This is a genomic window from Streptomyces sp. NBC_00289 (assembly GCF_041435115.1).
In the GTDB taxonomy this organism is placed as follows: Bacteria; Actinomycetota; Actinomycetes; order Streptomycetales; family Streptomycetaceae; genus Streptomyces.
This window is the reverse complement of sequence record NZ_CP108046.1, coordinates 1,050,639-1,071,383: the sequence shown is the minus strand read 5'-3', so window position 1 is coordinate 1,071,383 and position 20,745 is coordinate 1,050,639. Positions and strand designations below refer to the sequence as shown.

15 protein-coding genes and 4 pseudogenes are annotated in these 20,745 nt (G+C 69.1%); 15 read left to right on the top strand and 4 right to left on the bottom strand.

Annotated features, from left to right (window positions below):
- Window positions 1-225: 225 nt before the first annotated feature.
- The 9 genes from OG985_RS05560 to OG985_RS05520 all read left to right on the top strand — a co-directional run bounded on the left by OG985_RS05560 (window position 226) and on the right by OG985_RS05520 (window position 9,722).
- Window positions 226-1,083 (top strand): hypothetical protein, encoded by an 858-nt coding sequence (locus OG985_RS05560; protein WP_371667083.1) that lies wholly within the window; start codon window positions 226-228, stop codon window positions 1,081-1,083.
- Window positions 1,084-1,378: 295 nt separating this feature from the next.
- A complete protein-coding gene (locus OG985_RS05555; protein WP_371667082.1) occupies window positions 1,379-2,587 on the top strand; it encodes a PQQ-binding-like beta-propeller repeat protein in 1,209 nt (402 codons plus the stop codon).
- Window positions 2,588-3,257: 670 nt separating this feature from the next.
- Window positions 3,258-4,154, top strand: coding sequence for a TauD/TfdA dioxygenase family protein (locus OG985_RS05550; protein WP_371667081.1), 897 nt, complete (start codon window positions 3,258-3,260; stop codon window positions 4,152-4,154).
- Complete coding sequence (locus OG985_RS05545) at window positions 4,151-5,041, top strand: ABC transporter permease (protein WP_371667080.1); 891 nt, start codon at window positions 4,151-4,153, stop codon at window positions 5,039-5,041. Before OG985_RS05550 ends, OG985_RS05545 begins: the two co-directional genes overlap by 4 nt.
- Window positions 5,038-5,778: an ABC transporter ATP-binding protein gene (locus tag OG985_RS05540; protein ID WP_371667079.1), complete on the top strand. Its 741-nt coding sequence runs from the start codon at window positions 5,038-5,040 to the stop codon at window positions 5,776-5,778. The genes OG985_RS05545 and OG985_RS05540 overlap by 4 nt, the downstream gene beginning before the upstream one ends.
- A gap of 59 nt (window positions 5,779-5,837) precedes the next feature.
- On the top strand, window positions 5,838-6,890 hold the full coding sequence (locus OG985_RS05535; protein ID WP_371667078.1) for an aliphatic sulfonate ABC transporter substrate-binding protein: 1,053 nt from the start codon (window positions 5,838-5,840) through the stop codon (window positions 6,888-6,890).
- 33 nt (window positions 6,891-6,923) lie between these two features.
- Window positions 6,924-8,279 carry an LLM class flavin-dependent oxidoreductase gene (locus OG985_RS05530; RefSeq protein ID WP_371667077.1) on the top strand — a complete coding sequence of 452 codons (1,356 nt, stop codon included), beginning with the start codon at window positions 6,924-6,926 and terminating at the stop codon, window positions 8,277-8,279.
- A complete protein-coding gene (locus OG985_RS05525) occupies window positions 8,263-9,018 on the top strand; it encodes an ABC transporter ATP-binding protein (protein ID WP_371667076.1) in 756 nt (251 codons plus the stop codon). Before OG985_RS05530 ends, OG985_RS05525 begins: the two co-directional genes overlap by 17 nt.
- Window positions 9,015-9,722 (top strand): ABC transporter permease, encoded by a 708-nt coding sequence (locus tag OG985_RS05520; RefSeq protein ID WP_371667075.1) that lies wholly within the window; start codon window positions 9,015-9,017, stop codon window positions 9,720-9,722. Before OG985_RS05525 ends, OG985_RS05520 begins: the two co-directional genes overlap by 4 nt.
- On the opposite strand, the pseudogene tnpA reads toward OG985_RS05520, so the two are convergent.
- Window positions 9,691-10,113, bottom strand: a pseudogene (tnpA, locus tag OG985_RS05515) (IS200/IS605 family transposase); the annotation flags it as partial. The gene OG985_RS05520 and the pseudogene tnpA sit on opposite strands and share 32 nt — an antisense overlap.
- A gap of 50 nt (window positions 10,114-10,163) precedes the next feature.
- On the opposite strand from tnpA, the gene OG985_RS05510 reads away from it, so the two are divergent.
- Entirely contained in the window at window positions 10,164-11,186 is a 1,023-nt protein-coding gene (locus OG985_RS05510; RefSeq protein ID WP_371667074.1) for an RNA-guided endonuclease InsQ/TnpB family protein, read from the top strand.
- Between the two features lie 54 nt (window positions 11,187-11,240).
- Here the strand turns inward: OG985_RS05510 and OG985_RS05505 are convergent.
- Window positions 11,241-12,437, bottom strand: a pseudogene (locus OG985_RS05505) (IS4 family transposase); the annotation flags it as partial.
- 55 nt (window positions 12,438-12,492) lie between these two features.
- Here OG985_RS05505 and OG985_RS05500 point away from each other — a divergent pair.
- Window positions 12,493-12,903: pseudogene (locus OG985_RS05500) on the top strand (RNA-guided endonuclease InsQ/TnpB family protein); the annotation flags it as partial.
- 372 nt (window positions 12,904-13,275) lie between these two features.
- On the opposite strand, the gene OG985_RS05495 reads toward OG985_RS05500, so the two are convergent.
- Together OG985_RS05495 and OG985_RS05490 are read right to left on the bottom strand one after the other, a co-directional pair.
- Window positions 13,276-13,647, bottom strand: a complete 372-nt coding sequence (locus OG985_RS05495; protein ID WP_371667073.1) for a MerR family transcriptional regulator — start codon at window positions 13,645-13,647, stop codon at window positions 13,276-13,278.
- A 51-nt stretch (window positions 13,648-13,698) separates the two neighbouring features.
- Window positions 13,699-14,733, bottom strand: a complete 1,035-nt coding sequence (locus tag OG985_RS05490) for an NADP-dependent oxidoreductase (protein WP_371667072.1) — start codon at window positions 14,731-14,733, stop codon at window positions 13,699-13,701.
- Between the two features lie 245 nt (window positions 14,734-14,978).
- Between OG985_RS05490 and OG985_RS05485 the strand changes: the two genes are divergently transcribed.
- The 4 genes and pseudogenes from OG985_RS05485 to OG985_RS05470 all read left to right on the top strand — a co-directional run bounded on the left by OG985_RS05485 (window position 14,979) and on the right by OG985_RS05470 (window position 20,716).
- A complete protein-coding gene (locus OG985_RS05485; protein ID WP_371674266.1) occupies window positions 14,979-15,062 on the top strand; it encodes a putative leader peptide in 84 nt (27 codons plus the stop codon).
- Between the two features lie 147 nt (window positions 15,063-15,209).
- Entirely contained in the window at window positions 15,210-16,484 is a 1,275-nt protein-coding gene (locus tag OG985_RS05480; RefSeq protein ID WP_371667071.1) for a sulfite oxidase, read from the top strand.
- Between the two features lie 812 nt (window positions 16,485-17,296).
- Window positions 17,297-17,425, top strand: a pseudogene (locus tag OG985_RS05475) (MerR family transcriptional regulator); the annotation flags it as partial.
- Window positions 17,426-17,968: 543 nt separating this feature from the next.
- Window positions 17,969-20,716, top strand: a complete 2,748-nt coding sequence (locus OG985_RS05470; RefSeq protein WP_371667070.1) for a GH92 family glycosyl hydrolase — start codon at window positions 17,969-17,971, stop codon at window positions 20,714-20,716.
- Window positions 20,717-20,745: the final 29 nt, after the last annotated feature.

Genomic DNA, 20,745 nt, shown 5'->3' with positions numbered 1-20,745 from the left:
GAGCTGTGAAGACCGGCGAGAATCCGCTCTACTTCGCTGCGCCTGGAGCGAGCGGAGTGACACGAGTGGCGTCATGGGCACATCGCGGTGCGCTTCCCGTCGATTTGGCCGCCTCCACTCGTCGAAGCCACCTCCCACACTTCGATCCGCCAGAGGTCAACCTTGTCGCGTTTGCGCCAACCAAGAATCGCTGCGGTATTCACCGCAACCGCTTTCACCGCCGCCGTGCCTGTGCTCACCGCGGGCAGCGCTCATGCCACCGAGGGCGGGGCATGCGAGTCCGCCACAGTCCAGTACCGCATCGTCGACGCCGACGGCAAGACCGTGGGCGCGGACTGGACCTCGCAGGGGGGATTCCACAGCTGGGACACCATGCCCGGAACCGTTGAGGTCCGACTGGCCCCCGGCCAGAGCGTCGGCGACAGCTGCAAATACCCCGTCTCGCTGGCCGAATACACCACCGAAGGCCCGAACTGGTACACCTCGGGCCACCAGACCCTCACCGACAAGAGCACCGTGTACCTCACCGCCGCCGATGTCGCCGGCGCAGGCGACGAGAAGCGCACCTGGCAGAAACTGGGGGTGAAGACACCGGACTGCTACGGCCAGATCGACCTCTACGGCGACGACGTCACCTACGACGGCGGCACGGGAGAAGGCCACGGCCCCGCCCCCTACCAGCCAGACAACGTCGTCACGCCGTTCCACCTCATCGCGGCGTGGAACGGCGGCGAGAAGCCCTGCGCTCCGACGCAGCCGAGCTCGCCCGCGGCGCCCCCGTCGGAGTCGACCCCCGCCACGCCCTCGACGCCCACGACTCCCGCGAGCAGTGAACCCCCGGCCGGGCAGTCGAAGCCCCCCACGAGCCCCGGCACATCCACCACGCCCCCCACCGACTCGGACGTACCGCCGCAGGAGTCGACCCCACCCACGACTCCGACACCCTCGCCGAGCGAGAGCACACCGCCGCTCGCGGAGACGGGAGCGAGCGCACCGGTCGGGCTGATCGCCGGAGCCGCCGCCGTAGTGGTCGCCGCAGGAGCGGGAACACTGTACGCCGCCGGCCGACGCCGCCGCTCCTGAAAGCCGTGGGGAGCGCTCGGAACTCCGACCACTCCCCACCGGGTCACGGGACATGACCGACGGCTCCGCCGTGGACACCGGTACCTCGGTGCCCGTCCGGCGGAGCCGCCGTTCGCTGTTCCCGATCGTTGCGCACCTGATCGCCGAAGAGGTCGGTGACCGCATCCGCGCCAGGTTCGGACCGGACGAGCCCGGTCACATTCGCACGGTCTGTTCTCGCGGGTGTCTGACGCTGTACAACCATCGGCCGCCGCAATCGGTCGTCTCTGGGAACATGGCTACGGGGGGAGTTGGCATGCGGCGGATGCGATGGATGGCGTTGTCGGCGGGCGTGGCGTTGATCGCCGGGTGCTCCGGTACGGGCACCGCGCAGCCCGCCCCCTCCACGGCGCACACCTCGGTGGCCGTCGACGGTCCGTGGCGGGCATGGACGAAGTCCATCACCCGCCAGGAGGCGTCCGGATTCTGTGGCGCCACGAGCCACCAGGTCGTGTGCAGCACCGCCCCCGACGGCCTCGTCGGGGTCTCCCGGGCCACCGGCGCGATCACCTGGACGGTCGCCACCGGTGGCGGCGGAAAGAACGGCGGGCTCGTCCTCGACGCAGCCGACGAACGTGCCGCCACCAGCGGCGGTCACACGCTGCGCGCCGCGAATCTGCGCACGGGAAAGGAGGCCTGGACCCACCGGCTGCCCTCCACCCGTTCCTACCTCGGCATGGCCGCGGCGGACGGCGTCGTCTACGCCCTCGACGCCAAGAGCGACGCCGTGCGGACCAAGGGCTACACGAACATCGCCCTCGGCGCCTTCCGGGCGTCCGACGGTACGACGCTGTGGCACAGGGCCGTCGACGCGACCCCGTACGAAGGCATCGCCGCGTTCGGCAGCCGGGTCTACAGCACCGACGGCACGAAGGTCACCGCCCGCGAGGCCCCTACCGGCAGGCGCGTCGCGACCAGCCCGCCGGGCACCGAGTGCCCGCACCTGATCTCCGGCGGCGGCTACCTGGTGTGCACCGGTAGCCCTTCTTCCGCCGGCGACGTCTTCCCGCCCCTCCGCCGTCTCGACCCGGCCACGCTCGCACCGCTCAGGACCGCCGAGGACACGGGCATGAAGCCCGAACGCGGTGTGATCTCGCCAGACGGTGTGCTGGTGCTGTTCGAGGACAGTGCGGAGGATCCGGGTGCCGGTACCTGGAGCGCCTACGATCTCAACCGTCCCCGCAGGCTGTGGGGTTACGAGACCACCACGGAGGAAGCCGAGTTGTCCGGTGGGCGGTTCGTGACGTTCACCCCCGACAACGACGACACCAGGGGACGGGTGATCACGATCGACCTGCACGCCGGCCCGGACGGGACCGGAGCCGCCGCGGCGCGCATGTCCCCGCCGTACCCGCAGTCCAGGGGCGGCGAACACCCCGCGCTCGTCGCGCCGGGAGGCCGCTCGGGCCATGGTGTCGTCGAGCCGAGGGCCCAGCCCGCCCTGCGCTCGATCCCGCTTCCCTGAGCTGCCCGTCGTGGCCGTCACGTGGGCATCGTCCGCGGCTCCGTTCCCAAGGGGCGGAGCGAGTTTTGGCTATCCGCAATGTGAGACCTGGCCGGAACTCATTGACCGGCGAGGTCGGCATCTGCTGAACTCACGTTCATGAACCCGCGCGTGGATTTGACTCGGAGGCGCCACATCGATCTGGCGCATGTCTCCAGCGCGTTCTGTTGTCGTTGATCCAAAAGGCGTGTAGCCGATCCGTCCAGCGGGCCTCGACAGCGACTGGTGTGCGCCGAAGGCGTACTTCCCCGTCGTATCCGCCGCGCGGCTGCCCTCTTCCGTAGCTCGCCTCTGCGCTCCTGCTCTCCCTCTGGGGGAGAGGTGTGCGCGGCACGAGTCGAGCCCTGCGAGGGGATGTGCCGTCGGCTGCGGGCGAAGGCCTGTCACGCAAGTGACGCAATCGCGGCGGAACTTGCGTAGGACACCTCGGCCGGCGTGCGTTGACCGGTGCGGTCGCACGACCTTCTCCGCACAGCTTGACCTTCGCCCGGCACTCCTCGCGTAGTCGTCGGACACGCCTCACGGCCGGACGGGGTGCCGGCTTCGTGATGCCTCACCTCTGCCCCGCTCACTCGTTCACTCCGACTCTCAGCACCGGCAGTGCGCCCAATTCCTCGAGAGGGACCTTTTCATGCCTCCGACCATTCGCAAGCTCACGAGCCGTATCGGCGCGCTCGTCGAGGGCGTCGACTTCTCTGCGCACCCCGATCCCTCGACGATCACGACGCTCCGTCATGCTCTCAACGAGCACAAGGCGATCGTGTTCGGCGACGTGAATCTCGACAACGCCGCTCAGGAGCGTGTGGCCGGGTGGTTCGGCGACCTGACAACCGCGCACCCCAATGTCCCGGCCGCCGACGGCACGACGAACGTACTCGCCGTCGACAGTGAGACATCGAAGGCGAACGAGTGGCACACGGATGTCACCTTCGTGCTCAATCCACCGCAGCTGACGACGCTCCGGTCCATCGTGACCGCGCCGTACGGCGGCGAGACGCTCATCGCGAACGCGGCAGCGGCCTACCATGACCTGCCCGAGCCGCTCCGCGCCCTCGCGGACTCACTGCGCGTCGTACACACCAACCAGTACGACTACGCGCGCCCTTCGGCCACGACGGCATCGCGTGAGGAGTACGACCGGGCCTTCGTCTCGACGCCGTACGAAACGGAGCACCCCGTCGTAAGGGTCCACCCGCTGACCGGCGAACGCGGGCTTTTCATCGGCGGGTTCGCCAAGCGGATCGTCGGTCTGTCGAGCAGCGACTCGGCGGATCTGCTGCGCATCCTTCAGTCGTACGTGACCCGCCCGGAGAACATCCTGCGCTGGACCTGGGCCCCCGGCCAGCTGCTGATCTTCGACAACAGGATCACCCAGCACTACGGGGTGGACAACTACGACGACCACCCGCGCCGCCTCAATCGTGTGACGGTTGCCGGAGACGTGCCGGCCGGTGTCGACGGCCGCCGCAGCGAGCAACTCGTCGGTGACGCCTCGCACTACAGCAAGGTGCTGGAGGTGGCGGCATGACCGAGGTCAGCCTCAGGAGGCCGGCCGTCGGCTCGCCGGTCGCCGAGACGACGAGTGCGCCCGCGCGCGAGGTCTTCCTGCCGCGCGACGCCCGCCGCCGGACCCTGTTCCGCACCCTTCGCGAGCGCCTGCGCTGGCCCTTGGGCATCTACACCACTCCGGTCGTGATCCTGTTCGCCTGGGAGACCCTGGCCAGGGCCGGCGTGCTGAAGAAGACCTACGCTCCGGCGCCGACCTCGATCGTCAAGTCCGCCGTCGACCTGTGGCGACAGGGCGTCCTCGGGCCGGACTTGGCCATCTCACTGCAACGGGCCGGCATCGGTCTCGCGATCGGTCTGACGGTGGGCATCGTCGCCGGGGTACTGGGCGGGCTGCTGCGCAGCGGCGAGTACCTGTTCAACGGCGTTGTGCAGATCCTGAACACGATCCCGCTGCTGGCGGTGCTGCCACTGATGATCGTGTGGTTCGGCATCGACGAACTCACGAAGGTGCTGCTGATCTCCTTCGGCGCCGGTGTCCCGATGTACGTCAACCTCTTCGCCGCGATCCGCGGTGTCGACCAGCGTCTGATCGAGATGACGCGGACGACGGGTGCGGGCACCTGGCGCCTCGTGACGCGGGTGCTGGTGCCCGGAGCCGTGCCGGGGTTCCTGGTCGGGCTCCGCTTCTCCCTCGCCTACAGCGTCCTGGGTCTCGTGGCCGCCGAGACGGTCAACGCCGACAAGGGTCTCGGCTTCCTCATCACCCAGGGGCAGACGTACCTACAGACCGGCCAGGTGTTCGTGGGGCTCGTCATCTACTCGCTCCTCGGCCTGCTCGCCGACCAGTTCGTCCGGGTTCTCGAACGGGTGCTGCTGCGGTGGCGCCCCAGTTATGAGGCAGCATGAGCACCACGGTCGCTCCCCACGGCACACGGCCCCGCCGACAGACCGGCGCCGTCGCCGAACAGGTCGTCCGCCGGTTCGGGGACAGGATCGTCCTCGACCACCTGGACCTGACCATCGCCGACGAGGAACTGGTGGTCCTTCTGGGCCCCTCCGGCTGCGGCAAGAGCACCCTCCTCAGGTTGCTGGCCGGGCTGGACCGGCCCGACGGCGGGCGGGTGGAGGTCCCGGCCAGGCGGGCGATCGTGTTCCAGGCCGACCGGCTGCTGCCCTGGCAGCGGGTGCTGCGCAACGTCACCCTCGGCCTGCACGGACCGGACGCCGACCGGCGGGCCCTCGACGTGCTCGCCGAGGTCGGACTCTCGGGCCGCGAGAAGGCATGGCCCAAGGAGCTCTCCGGCGGTGAGGCCCAGCGTGTGTCGCTGGCGCGCGCGCTCGTCTCGGAGCCCGAACTCGTGCTGCTGGACGAACCGTTCGCGGCGCTCGACGCGATCACGCGGCTGCGTATGCACGACCTCGTACGAGCGCTGCGGAGCAGGCACCACGCGGCCATGCTGCTCGTCACCCACGACGTCGACGAGGCGATCGCGCTGGCCGACCGCGTCGTCGTCATGAGCAACGGACGCATCGGCACCTCCCACCTCGTCGAGCTGTCGGCCGCCGACCGCGAGGCCAGCATCGCGCGGGAGGAGCTGCGCTCCGCGCTCCTGGAAGACCTCGGTCTGGCCAACCAGCACTGACGTCCCACACCACACCCCCCGACTTCTCATACGACAGCACAGAAAGCACGTGAGAACCCATGTCCAGAAGATCCTCCCGAATCGTCGCCGCCCTCGGCCTGCTCGCCCTCGGGAGCACCCTCGTGGCCTGCGCATCGACGTCGGAGGCCGCCGCGCCCCTGAGCAGCGCCGGCGGATCGGGTGCCGGCAGTCACCCCGAGTGGAAGAAGTACACCTTCACCATCGGGGACAACGGCGGTGACGGCAGCCAGGAACTGGCGAAGATCACCGGTGTGTTCGACAACGCGCCCTACAAGGTGAAGTTCGCCCGCTTCACCTACGGCCCGCCGCTCGTGCAGGCGGCCGCGTCGGGTGACATCGACCTGGGCAGCGTCGGCGACGTACCGCCGATCACCGGCGCCGCCAAGGAGTACGGCTTCAAGGTCGTCGCCGTCAACCGTTCCCTCAGGCCCACCCAGGCGAACGAGAACATCATCGTGCCGAAGGGCTCGACCCTGAAGACACTCGCGGACCTCAAGGGCAAGAAGCTCGCTGTGCCGCAGGGCAGTTCGGCTCACGGTCTGGCACTCAACGCGCTCAAGAGCGCGGGCCTCACCCCCAAGGACGTGAAGCTGGTCTTCCTCGACCCGGCAGCCGCCGCCACGGCGTTCAACACCGGCAAGGTGGACGCCTGGTCGATCTGGAACCCCCAGTCGGCGATCGCGGTGAAGAACGGCGCACGGATCCTGGCGAAGGGTCTTCCCCCGATCGACCAGACGAGCAGCTACTACGTCGCGAGTGAGAGTTCGCTGAACGACAAGACCAAGCGGGCGGCTCTCACCGATGTCCTGAAGCGGCTGGCCCACGAGTTCGCGTGGGCGATCAAGCACGAGGACAAGTACGCGGAGGCGATCTCCAAGGAGGAGGGCATCCCCTTGGACGATGCCAAGACGTCCCTGGAGACCTTCGAGACCCGGGTGACCCCGGTGGAGAAGTCGGACATCGCGGCGGAGCAGAAGCTCGCCGACGCCTTCCTGGAGGCGGGCCAGATCACCAAGAAGGTCGACGTCTCGTCGATCACCGACAACCTCCTCCCGGCCGGCTACGACAGCTCGAAGCTGTCGGTCGGCTGAGCCGGCGCACCACGAAGGAACGGAAAAGCAGTCATGACCGATCAGAGAAGACGCCGGCTCCACCTCAACGCCTTCCTCATGGAGGCCGGCCACCACGAAGCGGCCTGGCGGCTGCCGCACAGCAACCCGCGGGCCGACTTCGACCTTCAGCACTGGATCAGGCTCGCCCAGCTGGCCGAGAGCGCCAAGTTCGACTCGCTGTTCCTCGCGGACGGCCCGGCCCTCATCGGCACCGGCGAGTTCCGGCCGCCGGGCCAGCTCGAGCCGCTGACGCTGCTGACCGCACTCTCCCAGGCGACCAGCAGGATCGGCCTCATCGCGACCGTGTCGTCGACGTACAACGAGCCCTACAACCTCGCCCGCCGCCTCGCGTCGGTCGACCACGTCAGCGGCGGCCGCGCCGGCTGGAACATCGTCACCTCGGCAGGCGCCGACGAGGCCGCCAACTTCGGCCTCGTCAACCGTCCCGACCACGCAGAACGGTACGCCCGGGCCGACGAGTTCCTGCGCCTCGCCAAGACACTGTGGGACAGCTGGGAGGCCGAAGCCGTCGTGGCCGACAAGGCCACAGGGCGCTACGCCGACCCCGCCCGGCTCCACAAGCCCGACCACCGGGGCACATACTTCTCGGTGGCCGGCCCGCTCAACGTGGAGCGCCCGCCGCAGGGTTACCCCCTGCTCGTGCAGGCCGGTTCCTCCGAGGACGGCAAGGACTTCGCGGCACGCCACGCCGAGGCGATCTTCACCGCCCACCAGACCTACGAGCGCGCAGCCGCCTTCTACGCCGACATCAAGGCCAGGACCATCACCGCGGGGCGTGACCCGGACGGCGTGATCGTGCTGCCGGGCATCGTCCCGTACATCGGGTCGACCGAGGCGGAGGCCCGGGCGCTGGCGAAGCAGTTCGACGAGCTGCGCGTACCCGAGTACGGACTCCGTCAGCTGGCCGCGGTCTTCGAGACCGAGCCGTCGGTCTTCGAACTCGACGAGCCACTACCGGACTTCATCCTCGCCCGACCGAAGCTGGAGGGCACCCAGAGCCGCTCCGACCTGATCATCGAACTCGCCGTACGCGAAAAACTGACGGTCCGCCAGATCATCTCGCGGCTGGGTGGCGGCCGCGGCCACTTCGAGTTCATCGGCACGCCCGAACAGGTGGCGGACACGATCCTCACCTGGTTCGAGGACGGCGCGGCGGACGGGTTCAACATCATGGCACCGTCCCTGCCGTCCGGCCTGGAAAGCTTCATCGAGCACGTCCTGCCGATCCTTCGCGGCAAGGGCCTGTTCCGTGAGGAGTACAAAGGTACGACCCTTCGCGAGCACTACGGTCTCCCGGTGCCGGCCAACCAGTTCCACCCGGAAGCCACCCATGTGTCCGGCCACTGACAGCAAGCCGCCGGCTCTGCTCGTCCAGGGGCTCAGCAAGACCTACGCGGACGGCTTCACCGCCGTCGCCGGACTGGATCTGGAGATTCCCGACGGGGCCTTCTTCGGGTTGCTGGGCCCCAACGGGGCGGGCAAGACCACGCTGATCGGCTCGGTCTGCAACATCGTCCGTCCCACCACCGGCACGCTCACCGTCTTCGGCCACGACCACCGAAGCCGTGCGGCCCGACGCCTGCTGGGTCTGGCCGAGCAGGAGATCAACGTCGACCGTTTCCTGTCGATCCGGCAAATCCTGATCTACCACGCCGGGTACCACGGCATCGGCCGGAAGGCGGCTGTCCGGCGCGCGGACGAGTTGCTGGAGGTGTTCCGCCTCGACAGCAAGGCCACCGCGCGCGCCTACGAACTGTCCGGCGGGATGCAGCGGCGTCTCGTTCTCGCCCGGGCGCTCATGCACCGTCCCCGTCTGCTCATCCTCGACGAGCCGACCGCCGGCGTCGATGTCGAGCTGCGCTCGGAGATCTGGCGGCTCGTCAAAGGCCTCAACGCGGCAGGCACCACAGTCCTGCTGACGACGCACTACCTGGAGGAGGCGGAGACCTTGTGCGACGAGATCGCGCTGCTGCGCGCGGGCCGGATCGTCGACCGCGGCTCCGCGGCCCTGCTGCGGGACCGCTACGCGGCGCGGGACATCTCCGAGGTCTACGACCGGGTGATCACCGGGGAGGAGGTGGCGTGACCAGCAGCACCGACTCCCCGCCGGCTCTCCCGTCGTACGACGAGCCCTTCACGCCCGAACGGTCGCCGTTCCTGTGGCTCTTCGAACGCGAGTGCCTGCGGTTCCTGACCATCTGGCGCTACAGCGTCGTCGGTCCCGTGCTGTCGACCGTACTGTTCGTCGTCGTCTTCGGATCTGCTCTCGGACAGCACGTCGACACGGTCGACGGCGTCTCCTACGGCAGGTTCATCGTGCCCGGTCTGTTCGCCCAGGCGATCGTCAACGTCGGCTTCTTCAACGGGACGACCAGCCTGTTCGAGGCCCGGCGCGACCGGTACATCCACGACGTGTTCGCCAGTCCGCTGCGCTGGTGGGAGATCAACGCGGCACTGGTGAGCGGTGGCGTCGTCCGAGGCGCCGTCGTGGGCACAGGAGTGCTCGCGGTGGCTCTCCCGCTCACCGGCGGCGGGAGCGTAGCCCGCCCCCTCGTCCTGCTGTTCGGCACCCTCGGCGTGCTCCTGGTCGCCGCAGGTGGGCGTGATCGCGGGCAGCCTCGCCAAGTCCCTCGACCACGTCTACTCCATCCTTTGATCTTCGCAGGGAATCCCGGCCTTCAGGCCGGGCGGGAGTGTGGTCCTCGGTGCGGAGGGGCGAAGCGCCGGAGGTCACTGCGTTTGCGTGGTGGCGGTCAGGCGGGGCGTTTTTGGTGTCGATGTAGTCCTTGACGATGCTCAGCGGTGCGCCGCCGCAGGATGCTGCGAAGTAGGACGGGGACCAGAACACCGCGCCCGTCCCGATCTGGTTGATCCGGCCGGTGTACTCCGCGCGCAGGTAGCGGGAACTGACGCCCTTGAGGGAGTTGACGAGCTTGGACAGGGCGATTTTCGGCGGGTAGTGCACGAGCAGGTGGACGTGATCGCCTTCGCCGTTGAACTCTTGCAGCTGGGCGCCGAAGCTCTCGCACACGTCCCGCATGATCGTCTCGCAGCGCGTCAGCATCTCGTCGTTGAAGATCTCACGCCGGTACTTCGTGACAAACACCAAGTGTGCGTGGAGGTTGAAGACGACATGATTTCCTCGTCGGACATCGGGATCTGGTTGCCAGCGTGGTGACATACGCCAAGGGTAGTAGGATCAGGTGAACTCGACCGGATGGGGTGGGCTGGATGATCCGTGCGTACAAGTTCCTCCTGCGGCCCACCGTCCGCCAGGCCCAGGCGCTCGCCGAGATGCTGCGCGACCACTGCTCCCTCTACAACGGGGCCTTGCAGGAACGGCGCGACGCCTGGCGGCACGTCTCCAAGACCAGCGTTACGTACGGCATGCAGTCCGCTCAGCTCAAAGAGATCCGGGCGTTCGACCCGGAGCGGCAGGGCCGCTGGTCGTTCTCCTCACAGCAGGCCACCCTGCGCCGCCTGGACAAGGCGTTCGCCGCGTTCTTCCGCCGGGTCAGGTCCCGCGAGACGCCCGGCTATCCGCGCTTTCGCGGCGTGAACTGGTTCGACACGGTGGACTTCCCGAAGGACGGCGACGGCTGCCGGTGGAATGCCACCCCGCACGACCCCGTCACCCGCGTCCGCTTCCAGGGCGTCGGGCATGTGAAGGTCAACCAGCACCGGCCGGTGGCCGGCCGGGTCAAGACCGTCTCCGTCAAGCGTGAGGGACGTCGGTGGTTCGTCGTACTGACCGCCGAACACGAGCAGCCCGAGCCGCTGCCCGCGACCGGCAGCATGGTCGGCATCGACCTGGGCATCGCCAACTTCCTCGCCGACTCCAACGGCGAGTTCGTACCCAACCCGCGCCACGGGCGTACGGCCGCCGCGAAACTGCAAGCAGCGCAGCAGGCCCTGTCCCGGTTCCCGCGCCGCAAGGCCACAGACCGCACCGCAGGCCACCAGCGCGCCGTGGACAAGGTTGCCCAACTCCACGGCAAGGTACGCCGCCAGCGGCTCGACCACGCACACAAGACCGCCCTTAGCCTCAATACCAGTGACTTAGTGGACCTAGCTTCGTCGGGCTTTGGTTGGCGGGTTGATCGGGGCGGTGCGCCAGTGCGGGGCGATGGTCACGGCGTCTGCTGGGTCCCGGGTGGGCTGAGGCCAGGTGTAGTGCTCGTCGCGTTTGACGCCGAAGTTGGACATCTTGCGTTTGACCACGCGCGGGTTGGAGCGTCTGCGGCGGGTGGATAACAGGCGCGCAGTGATCTCGCGGAGTCCGTCGGTGAGGGCGGCGGTCAGACGGTCAGGGGAAAAGGCCGCCTGCGCGGTGACCTGGCGGCGTGCGAGGCGGATGCTCCGGGTGAAGGAGAGCCGGTCGGGGTCGAGGCCGGCCTGCTCGGCGGCGTCGTGCATCAGGGTGCGGATGGCGTGGTGGACCAGCAGGTGTGCCCAGACCTCCTGCTCGACGCCTTCAGGCGAGCGGGAGCGCAGGACCTGGGCAGGTCCGCGTTGATGGGTCTTCAGCTCGTCCAGCGTGTTCTCGAACTCCCACCGCTGGTGGTAGAGGGCGGCCAGCTCGGTGGCCGGGGCGGCATCGGGATCGAGGACCGTGGTGATCAGCCGGTAAGGGGCGTCCTGCCCGGGATCGTCCAGGGTGTACTCGATCACCCGCACCATTTCCGGGTCGGCACGCTTGCGGTGGTCTCTGGCCGCGACGATCTCTGACAGGTACGAGCCGTCGGGCAGCTCTTCGCGGACCGGCAGCACCTGGTGGGAACGAATGCGCCACAGCAGGTCCGCACCGCCGGCCGAGGCCGCCCGCCACAGCTCCAGGCCGGTGAAGCCGCGGTCGGCCAGCAGCAGATCGTCCTCGCCCAGGTGGCCGAACAGCTCGCGGGCCAGCACGGGTTCGGACGTGGTGCATGGGCCGAGAGCCGCCGTGGTGATGGCATGGGTGCCGCACTCGGCCAGCGCGACCACCCGCACCTGCGGATACGCACACCGCTGGGTGCGGTGGGTCTTCGGGCGCCCGAAGTGCGCCACGTTCTCCTGGCTGTCCGGAACGTCGAAGACTGTGCCGTCGATGGCCATCAGCCGCCACCGGCCGTAGAAGGCACCCGGTGTCGCTTCCGTGGCCAACGGCCGGGCCACCGAGGCGAACAGGGCCTTCAGCGGTTCTGGACCGAGTCTCGCGCGTGCCCTCGAGATCGCCCCCGTGGTCGGCACCTGCCACGACCCCGACCAGCGCTTCGCCCAGGTCAGCCCATGCGTCAGCAGCCGAGCGACCTCTTCGTAGCCCTGGCCGGAGAACAAGCACATCGCCAGCACGAAGTAGACCACCACGCGCGGCGGCAGCAGCCGGTTACGCTGCCCGGACCTCCCGCACTGGGCCACCACCCGATCCACCAGCTCCGGCGGGAACGACCGCGTCAACAGCCCGACCGCGATGCGATCCGACAACCGCTCGTCCGTCTCCGGCTTCACCTGACCCGGCCGTGGCATCCCGGCACCTCCCCGCCACGCACCCTACCAGCCACCACCCTAAGTCACTGGTATTGCCCTTAGCCTGGTCCGCGCACACGACGTCATCGCGCACGAAGACCTCCAGATCCGCAACATGAGCAAGACGCCCGCGCCGAAACCCGACCCCGAGCAGGCAGGCGCGTTCCTGCCCAACGGGGCAGCGGCGAAGGCCGGGCTCAACACGTCGATCCACGACGCCGGTTGGGGGGTGTTTTTGACGATCCTGCACGCTAAGGCTGAAAGCGCCGGACGGGAAGTGATCGCCGTCAACCCCCGCAACACCTCCCGCACCTGCCCCGAGTGCGGACACACCGCGAAGGAGAACCGGCCCACACAGGAAACATTTCACTGCCTGGCCTGCGGCCACCACGCGCACGCCGACACAGTCGCAGCCACCAACGTTCTACGGGCCGGGCTGGTCCGTCGCAACGCCAACCCGGCATAGCGAGAAGCCCCCGGCATCAGCCGGGGGAGGAGTCACGGAGTCGATCGTTCTGCTGCCGCTGGGCTTCCTCGGCGGCGTCTTCTACTCGGTCCGCGAGCTCCCGCCGGTCTGGGATGTCCTGAGCCACCTCGACCCGGTCTTCTGGCTGGTCCAGGTCGAGCGGATCGGCTTCCTCGGGCGGGGCGACGTCGGCGCGGGATGGGCCCTGCTCGTGGTCTGGTCCCTCGCCGCAGCGCTCTCGGCGTGGTCCGCCGGGATGTTCGCCTCCGGCCGCCTCAAGCCCTGATGTCTGCGGACTCGTCCAGGCCACTCACGGCGGTTGCGTGAACGGTTCAGCCGGTCCTGGCGGTTGTTCCTGCGGAAGACGTGTCGTCACGGTTGTCCGTACGTGCGCAGTGCCAGGCGGTTGCGCAGCGCCGTGAGGCGGTCGATCTCGGTGTCGAGGGCCGTGAGTCTGCGGTCGACCACGTGGGAGCCGGGGACGTCGGAGTCGGGTTGCCCGCACTTCCGTTGGGGATTCTCCACCAGCAGGCCGATCCGGTCGGCGATGCTGCGCAGATCCTCGACGGTGAGCCCGAGCGCCAGCAACTCACGGATGACGCGGACTCTCGCCACCTCGTCGGGCCCGTACTCACGTTGCCCGGTGGTGGTGCGCCGCGGTGGTGGCAGCAGACCCCGTTCCTCGTAGAACCGCAGTGCCCGCGGGGTCGTCCCCGCCGCTGCCGCCGCATCTCCGATCCGCATGTCCGACCTCGCGCCTCAGCCCAGGTCGCCGCGACAGGGCGCGACGACGCGTCACCGTGGCGGCACCTCCACGACGACGGTTCCGAAGTGCCGCCCCTCGAACAGTTCCTGCAACGCCTGCGGCGCGTGATCCATGCCCGGGATCCGTACATGCGGAAACGTGATCTCCCCGGAACGCAGCCAGCCCCCGAAGCGCTTGGTCCATTCCTCCGTCACCTCCGGATGGTCCTGGCCGCTGTAGCCGTGCAGCGAGACGCCTTGGTTGACGAGCCGGAAGGTGTCGATCTCCGCGGGTGCGCTGCCACCGTCGCGGCACGGCGACAACTGTCCGGACAGCGCCCCGACGAGTGCGAAGCGGGCGCCCCGGCGCGCCGCGCGAACGGCCGCGGCGAGCTGTTCACCGCCGACGGTGTCCAGCAGCACGTCGACACCGTCCGGTGCCGCCGTGGCGAGCTGCTCGTCGATCGGCCGGGACCCCGGCACCAGGACCGCGTCGTAGCCCAGTTCGGCCCGCAGCCGCTCGGCCTTGTCCGGCGACCGGGTGCTCCCGATGACCCTCCCGGCGCCCAGCAGCCGGGCGAGGGGGCCCGCCAGCGTTCCCACTGCTCCCGCCGCACCCGTGACCAACACGGTGTCGCCGGGGCGGACTTCGGCGAGTCGGGTCAGCGCCCCGTAGGCGGCCGACCCGGACGACAAGTGGGCCACCGCATCGGGCAGGACATCGCCCAGCGGAGTGCAGTCGGCCGCCGCCACCAGCGCGTGCTCACGCCACCCGAGCAGATGCGTGACCGCGTCCCCCGGGCGCAACGGGCCGCCCGGCGCGGCCGCGACGACCTCACCGACAGCGGGGCCGAACAGTGTCTCGCCCGGGTGGATGCGGGGTAGCGGTACGCCGTCGGCCTGGCCACCGATCAGAGTGCGCAGCCCGGGGAACACGAGGAAGTACCGGTTGCGGACGACGACTTGTCCTGGGCCGGGGAGGGGGACCGGCTTCTGCGTGATCGTGAAGTTCTCAGGCTTGGGCAGCCCGGCGGGCAGGCCGGCCAGCAGGATCTCGCGGGATGTGGAGGGCAGATCAGCGGACATGTCCAAACTCCTGAGCGGGTTCGAGAGTGAGCGCGGGCGCCGACAGCCGGACTGGTCCGGCCGTCGGCGTGCCCAGACGCTAATCCCTGACGCGTGCGTCAAAGGCAACACCGTTGCGGCCGCCCCGGGCCGGGGACAGCAACTCCAGTGCGGTCGCGCCACGTTCGCTCACCCGATGCCAGGCCGGTACGCACCGCCGCGAACGCTTCGTTGACACCTTCCGCCCCACGTGCTTGCATCCCGCCATGCCGTTGTCGGAGTTTCTGACCCGCCGCCGCGCCGTGGACCTTGTCCGGGTGGCCGCCGCGCTGTGTCGGACGACCGGCTGATCATCCGCTTCCTCGCATCTCCTGTCCTTCAACAGGACGGTTGAACAAGCCGGTTGCCCGAGCCCTGGGTTCCGCCCACGGACGCCTGTGCCCCATCCCGCGCCGGTCTCTCTCGTTCTTCTCGCCCCATCATGAGGAGGTCCCGCCATGCCTTCACCCACCCCCGCCGGTCACCGCTACGAAACCGACTACGACCGTCGCAGACTGCGCCAGTGGCTCGCCGGTGAGGCCCGGGCCGACGGGGTCACCCGCCGTCGGCTGCTCACCCTGCTCGCCGCGACCGCCGCCGGGACCGCACTCGGCGCCACGCGGCCCGCCCACGCTGCCGACGGACCGATCGTCAAGCCCCTGCCGCCCGAGTGGTTCATCGAGCGCGGCACCAACGCCGAGACCCGCTGGGAGGCGCTGCGCGGAACCGGCCACCACACCCCCAACGAACGGTTCTTCGTGCGCAACCACACCGCCACCCCTGTCCTGGAGGCCGACGAGTGGCGGCTGCGGCTGTGGGGGAGCGGGCTGCGCGGCGCCCCCGGTGAGGACCGGCCGGTGGAGTTCGGATACGACGATCTGCGAGCCCTGCCGGCCGTCACCCGTTCCGCCTTCGTCGAGTGCGCAGGAAACGGTCGCTCCTACTACACGACGCAGCAGAGCGAAACGGTCACCGGCACCCCGTGGACCCTGGGGGCGATCGGCGTCGGACGCTGGCGCGGGGTGCGCCTGGCCGACGTGCTGCGAAGGGCCGGGCTGTCCCCGCACGCCGTGGACGTGCAGCCGCGCGGTCTGGACGCCGAGTACGTCAGCGGCGGCGAGAGCCTGGGCCGGGTACGCCGTCCGCTGCCACTGGCCAAGGCGCTGGACGACGTACTCCTCGCGTACGAGATGAACGGTGAGCGGCTTCCCTACGACCACGGGTATCCGGTGCGGGTGCTGGTGCCCTCCTGGGTGGGGATCGCGTCGATCAAATGGGTCGGCGACATCGAGGTGTCCGCGCAGCCGCTCTACTCGCCCTGGAACACCACCTTCTACCGTCTGTTCGGCGACTCCTTCCCGGAGGGCGGCAGCGCGCCGCTCACCCGGCAGGCCACGAAGAGCGCCTTCGAGCTGGCGAGCGAGGCCACCTTCACGGCAGGTCAAAGGCATGTACTGCATGGACGGTCGTGGTCGGGTGCGGGCGCCGTCGCCCGGGTCGACGTCAGCACGGACGGCGGGGCCAACTGGCGACCCGCCCGCCTGCACGACCGGCCTCGCGCCGGTACCTGGACCCGCTGGTCCCTCAACTGGCACCCCGACGCACCAGGCGCCACCCACCTGCTGGCCCGCGCCACGGACACGGCCGGCCGTACCCAGCCGGACGTCGCCGTGCCCAACACACAGGGCTACCTGTTCGACGCGGTGGTGCGGCACCCGGTGAGCGTGGTGTGACGGACGGCCGTGTCGCGGAACTGGTGCCGACGGCGCGCGGGGCGACGGCCGCGGCGATCCGCTGCGACGGGACAGCCGTCGGCCGAAAGGGTGACCCGCTCGTCCTTGTCGCACTCGATGCCGACTACCTCGCCACCGGGTGGACGAAAATCTGTGTTGGCTGAAGTAGACATTGGGTGATCGTGCGGCTATGGTTTCTCTCGTAGCCGAGATCGAGAAGGGCCCGGCAGAGATGAACTGCCGGGCAGCAGTACGCAGTTGCAGTGCGCAAGACGGTACGGCGGTGGAGTTCCGAAGCCAGCGTGGTCTTAGGACGGCGACGGGACTGACGGCCGGACCGGGTGGCCCGCAGTGATCAGGGGCCGCCGTAGCGGTACCGCAGTACCAGCAGCACGGTTTTCGAGTGGTTCCCCGGTGAAGGCGTCTGGCTGCGGGCGCGCGCACCGGGAGGTTCGGCAGCGGGGTTCCAAGCCAGAGCAGGTGCAGGACGGGCGACGGGGCTGGCTGTCGAAACGTGGCGCTGTTGAAGGCCACCAGCAGTACGCAGTACCGGTTTGGCAAGTGATTGATTCAGAGGGAAGAACGGAGGGGTTGAGCGCCATCAGGATCGCCCGGGCGGAATGCATGGGCCCGGGTACCGCAGGACATCGATAGTGAGGTGGTCTCCGGTCACGCATTCGCGATCCCCGCACTCCCGGCAGCGTTCAGGCCGGGGCCGCGGAAACAGAAGGCCGGCGCAGGATGAGGGCCGGCAGATGGTGTGACAGTTCCTTCGGGGCCCTGGTGCCGGTACGGCACCGGGGCCCCTCGTGCTCGTCGACCACGGGCTTCCCGTCGAGGCCGCCTGCCGCATCGTCATCCTCGAGGACCAGCTCGAAGAAGCCCAGCGTCTCGACGCCGCCCGCGCCGGCATAGGCCGGGCGGCCGATCCACCGACCGCCCCCTCCCGCCGGGCTGCACCCCCACGGCCACCGTGCCACAGACAGCGCGGCAACAAGGGCGAACAAGGACGCGATCAGCGGGCCGCCGCCGTCAGGGGCCCGGGACAGGGACATCGTCCACGTGGACGGGGCCGGCCCTGCGGCCCGGGCACGACGTCGCGATCGTTCGCCGCGTTCGCGTTCGGCCGACGCCGCCACCTGGTGGCGCCGGCCGGTGCTGCTGTCGGTGGACTGGGCTACGGCCGCCCTCGCGTCAGCCACACGTCCTGTTTGGGGGTGTGTTGTGTGGCGGTTGTCCGCCGGGAACAGCCACACACCACACCGGCGAGGGCGAAGTGGTTCCTTGGGAACCTGAGCTGGTTCAGTCCGGGAGCGATTGGCGTCTCGTCTTTTGGGATGATCCGTCCCGCCTCTTTCGTCTCACTTCCACCACGAGCATGATGTGGCACGACGCTATGGCAACGTTGTCATTCCTCCGTATGCACTTCCTTGGGAGACACCATGTACGGCAGAGTCGTCCCTGTCCGGTTCAGAGCGCAGGCCGTGTTATCTCGGGGGATACGGCCGCAGCCGACGCCGCCGGCCCGGGCTGTCCTCATACTCATCGCCCTGCTGGCCGCGCTCATCCCGCCGCTCGGCACTGCGAACCTGGCGTCCGCAGCCCAGGCCGACCCCTCTGCCGGGTCGAACGTGGACCAGGTCAACCCGTTCATCGGGACGACCGGCAGCAGTAGCACCGAGTACGGGGGAATGCTGCCGACCACCGCACCGCCCTTCGGGATGACGCGGTGGTCGCCGATGACGCGCGAGAACTACGTCAGCCGCCTGCCGTACCACCTCGGCGATCCGAAGATCACGGGCTTCATCGGCACCCATCAGCCGGCGATCTGGATGGGCGACTCCGGCTACGTGGTCGGGATGCCCGGAGTTGGCGCCGTCAAGACCGCGGAAACGGACCGTGGTCTGCCTTACAGCCACAGCGATGAGACGGCCTCGCCCGAGCTGTACACGGTGAACATGCACCCCGCGGCCGGACAGACGCTCCGCGCCGAGCTGACCGCGACCTCCCGGGTCGGCGTTCAGCGACTGACCTACCCTCAGGACACGGCGACGCATTACGTGGTGCAGGCGACCCGCTCCGGTGTCACCGGCAACGTGCACATCGATCCGGCTCGGCGGGAGATCAGTGGTTACAACCCCGACCGCCAGGACAGCAACCTCGGGCCCTTCAACGCCCCCGGTTTCAAGGGCTACTTCGTAGCGCGCTTCGACACCTCCTTCGCCGGCTACGGCACGGCGACCGGTGCTGCACAGCACGACCAGCAGAGCGACCGCACAGACCAGAACGTCTCGGGCTACGTGCGGTTCCCGGCCGGCACCGTGCGTGTCGCCGTGAGGATCGCGACCTCGTTCCTCTCGGTCGACCAGGCGCGGGCCAACCTCGACAAGGAGGTACCCGACCGGCAGGCCTTCGGCACCACGGTGGCCAGAACCAAGGCGGCCTGGGCCGACAAGCTCGACCGGGTCGACATCGACGGCGCGACCCACGGCCAACGGGCCATCTTCTACACCGCGATGTACCACGCCCTCCAGTACCCCTCGGAGATGTCCGAGTACGGCCGCTACTACAGCGCGTACGACGACAAGGTGCACAAGGGGGTCAGCTACACCGGATATTCGCTGTGGGACACCTTCCGCGCGGAGAACGCCTTCCTCACCCTCTTCGCGCCGGAACGCATCAACGGCATGGTGACCTCCATGCTCCAGGACTACCAGCAGGGCGGCTGGCTCCCGTTGTGGAAGAACCTCACCGAGACCAACATCATGGAGGGCACGAACGCCGACTCGGTGATCGCCGAGGACATCGCCAAGGGCTTCCACGGCTTCGACCTGAAACTCGCCTACCAGGCCGTCCGCAAGGATGCGATGACACCGCCGGACGACGACACCACGCTCTGGTACGGCGACCGCCAGCAAGGCACACCGGTCGAGGCCCGGGCGGGCCTGACGACCTACCTGAAGAACGGCTGGGTCGCGGCGGACCGCACAGCCGAAGCGGGCGCCCGCACCCTGGACTTCGCCTACGAGGACTGGGCCGTCGCGCAGGTCGCCAGAGCAGCGGGCAAGACCTCCGACGCCGCGTACTTCCTCAGGCGCAGCAAGAACTACCGGAACCAGTACAACGCCGCGACCGGTTTCATGCAGGCCCGCAACCTCGACGGCTCCTGGGCCGACGGCGCCTGGACCGAGGGTGACCAGTGGGTCTACACGAACGACGTCCTGCACGACGTCCCCGGCCTGATCGCCCTCAAGGGAGGGGACACCGCGTTCGCCTCCTGGCTCGACACCTACTTCGCCGGGGGACACAACAATCAGACCAACGAGCCCAGCCACCACATCCCCTACCTGTACGACTACGCCGGCCGCCCGTGGCGGACCCAGCAACTGGTACGGCAGATCGCCGACGCCAACTACCACAACACCCCCGACGGACTCACCGGCAACGAGGACGCCGGCCAGATGCCGGCCTGGTACCTGTTGTCCGCCATGGGCTTCTACCCGGTGAACCCGGCCTCGGGACAATACGCCGTGGGCAGTCCCTTCTTCGACAAGGTCACCCTCAAGCTCCCCGGGGCACAGCGCCCGCTGGTCATCTCGTCCCCGCACGCGGCGTCCCGCCCGTACGTGCAGGCACTCAGCCTGAACGGCAAGAGCATCACCAAGCCCTTCCTCAGCCAGGCGGACCTGACGGGCGGCGGCCACCTCGACTTCACCATGAACGCCGCACCGCAGGCCTGGAGCGCTTCGACGACGCCGCCCCCGGCGGCGTCGAACCTCGCACAGTCCAAGCCGGCCGAGATGATCAACGGGACCCCGGCGGTCGACTGGGGCAAACCCACCGCGTACGCCGTCGACGGTGACCCCTCGACCGAGGCGCAGTCGACCAGCGGCGCGCCGTGGAGCCTACGGGTGGACCTGGGCACCGCCACCACCGTGGGACGCGTGGTGGTCAATCCCGACTGGGAGAACTACCCCGTGAACTACGCCATCAAGGTCTCCGACGACGGCACCACCTGGACCACGGCGGCCACGGAAACCGCCGCAGGCGGCACTGCCACCTGCTCTGCCTACGGCGTGACGACGTGCGGTCAACTGCACACGTACACCTTCACGCCGACGAGGGCCCGCTATGTGCTGCTGAGCGTCAACAACTGGGCCTACGCCAAGACGGGCGCGCCGGCCGGCGGGTACGGCTGGGCACTCAGAGAGTTCGAGGTCTACCCCCGCTGACGCACACCCCTCCGGTTACCGCCGAACCT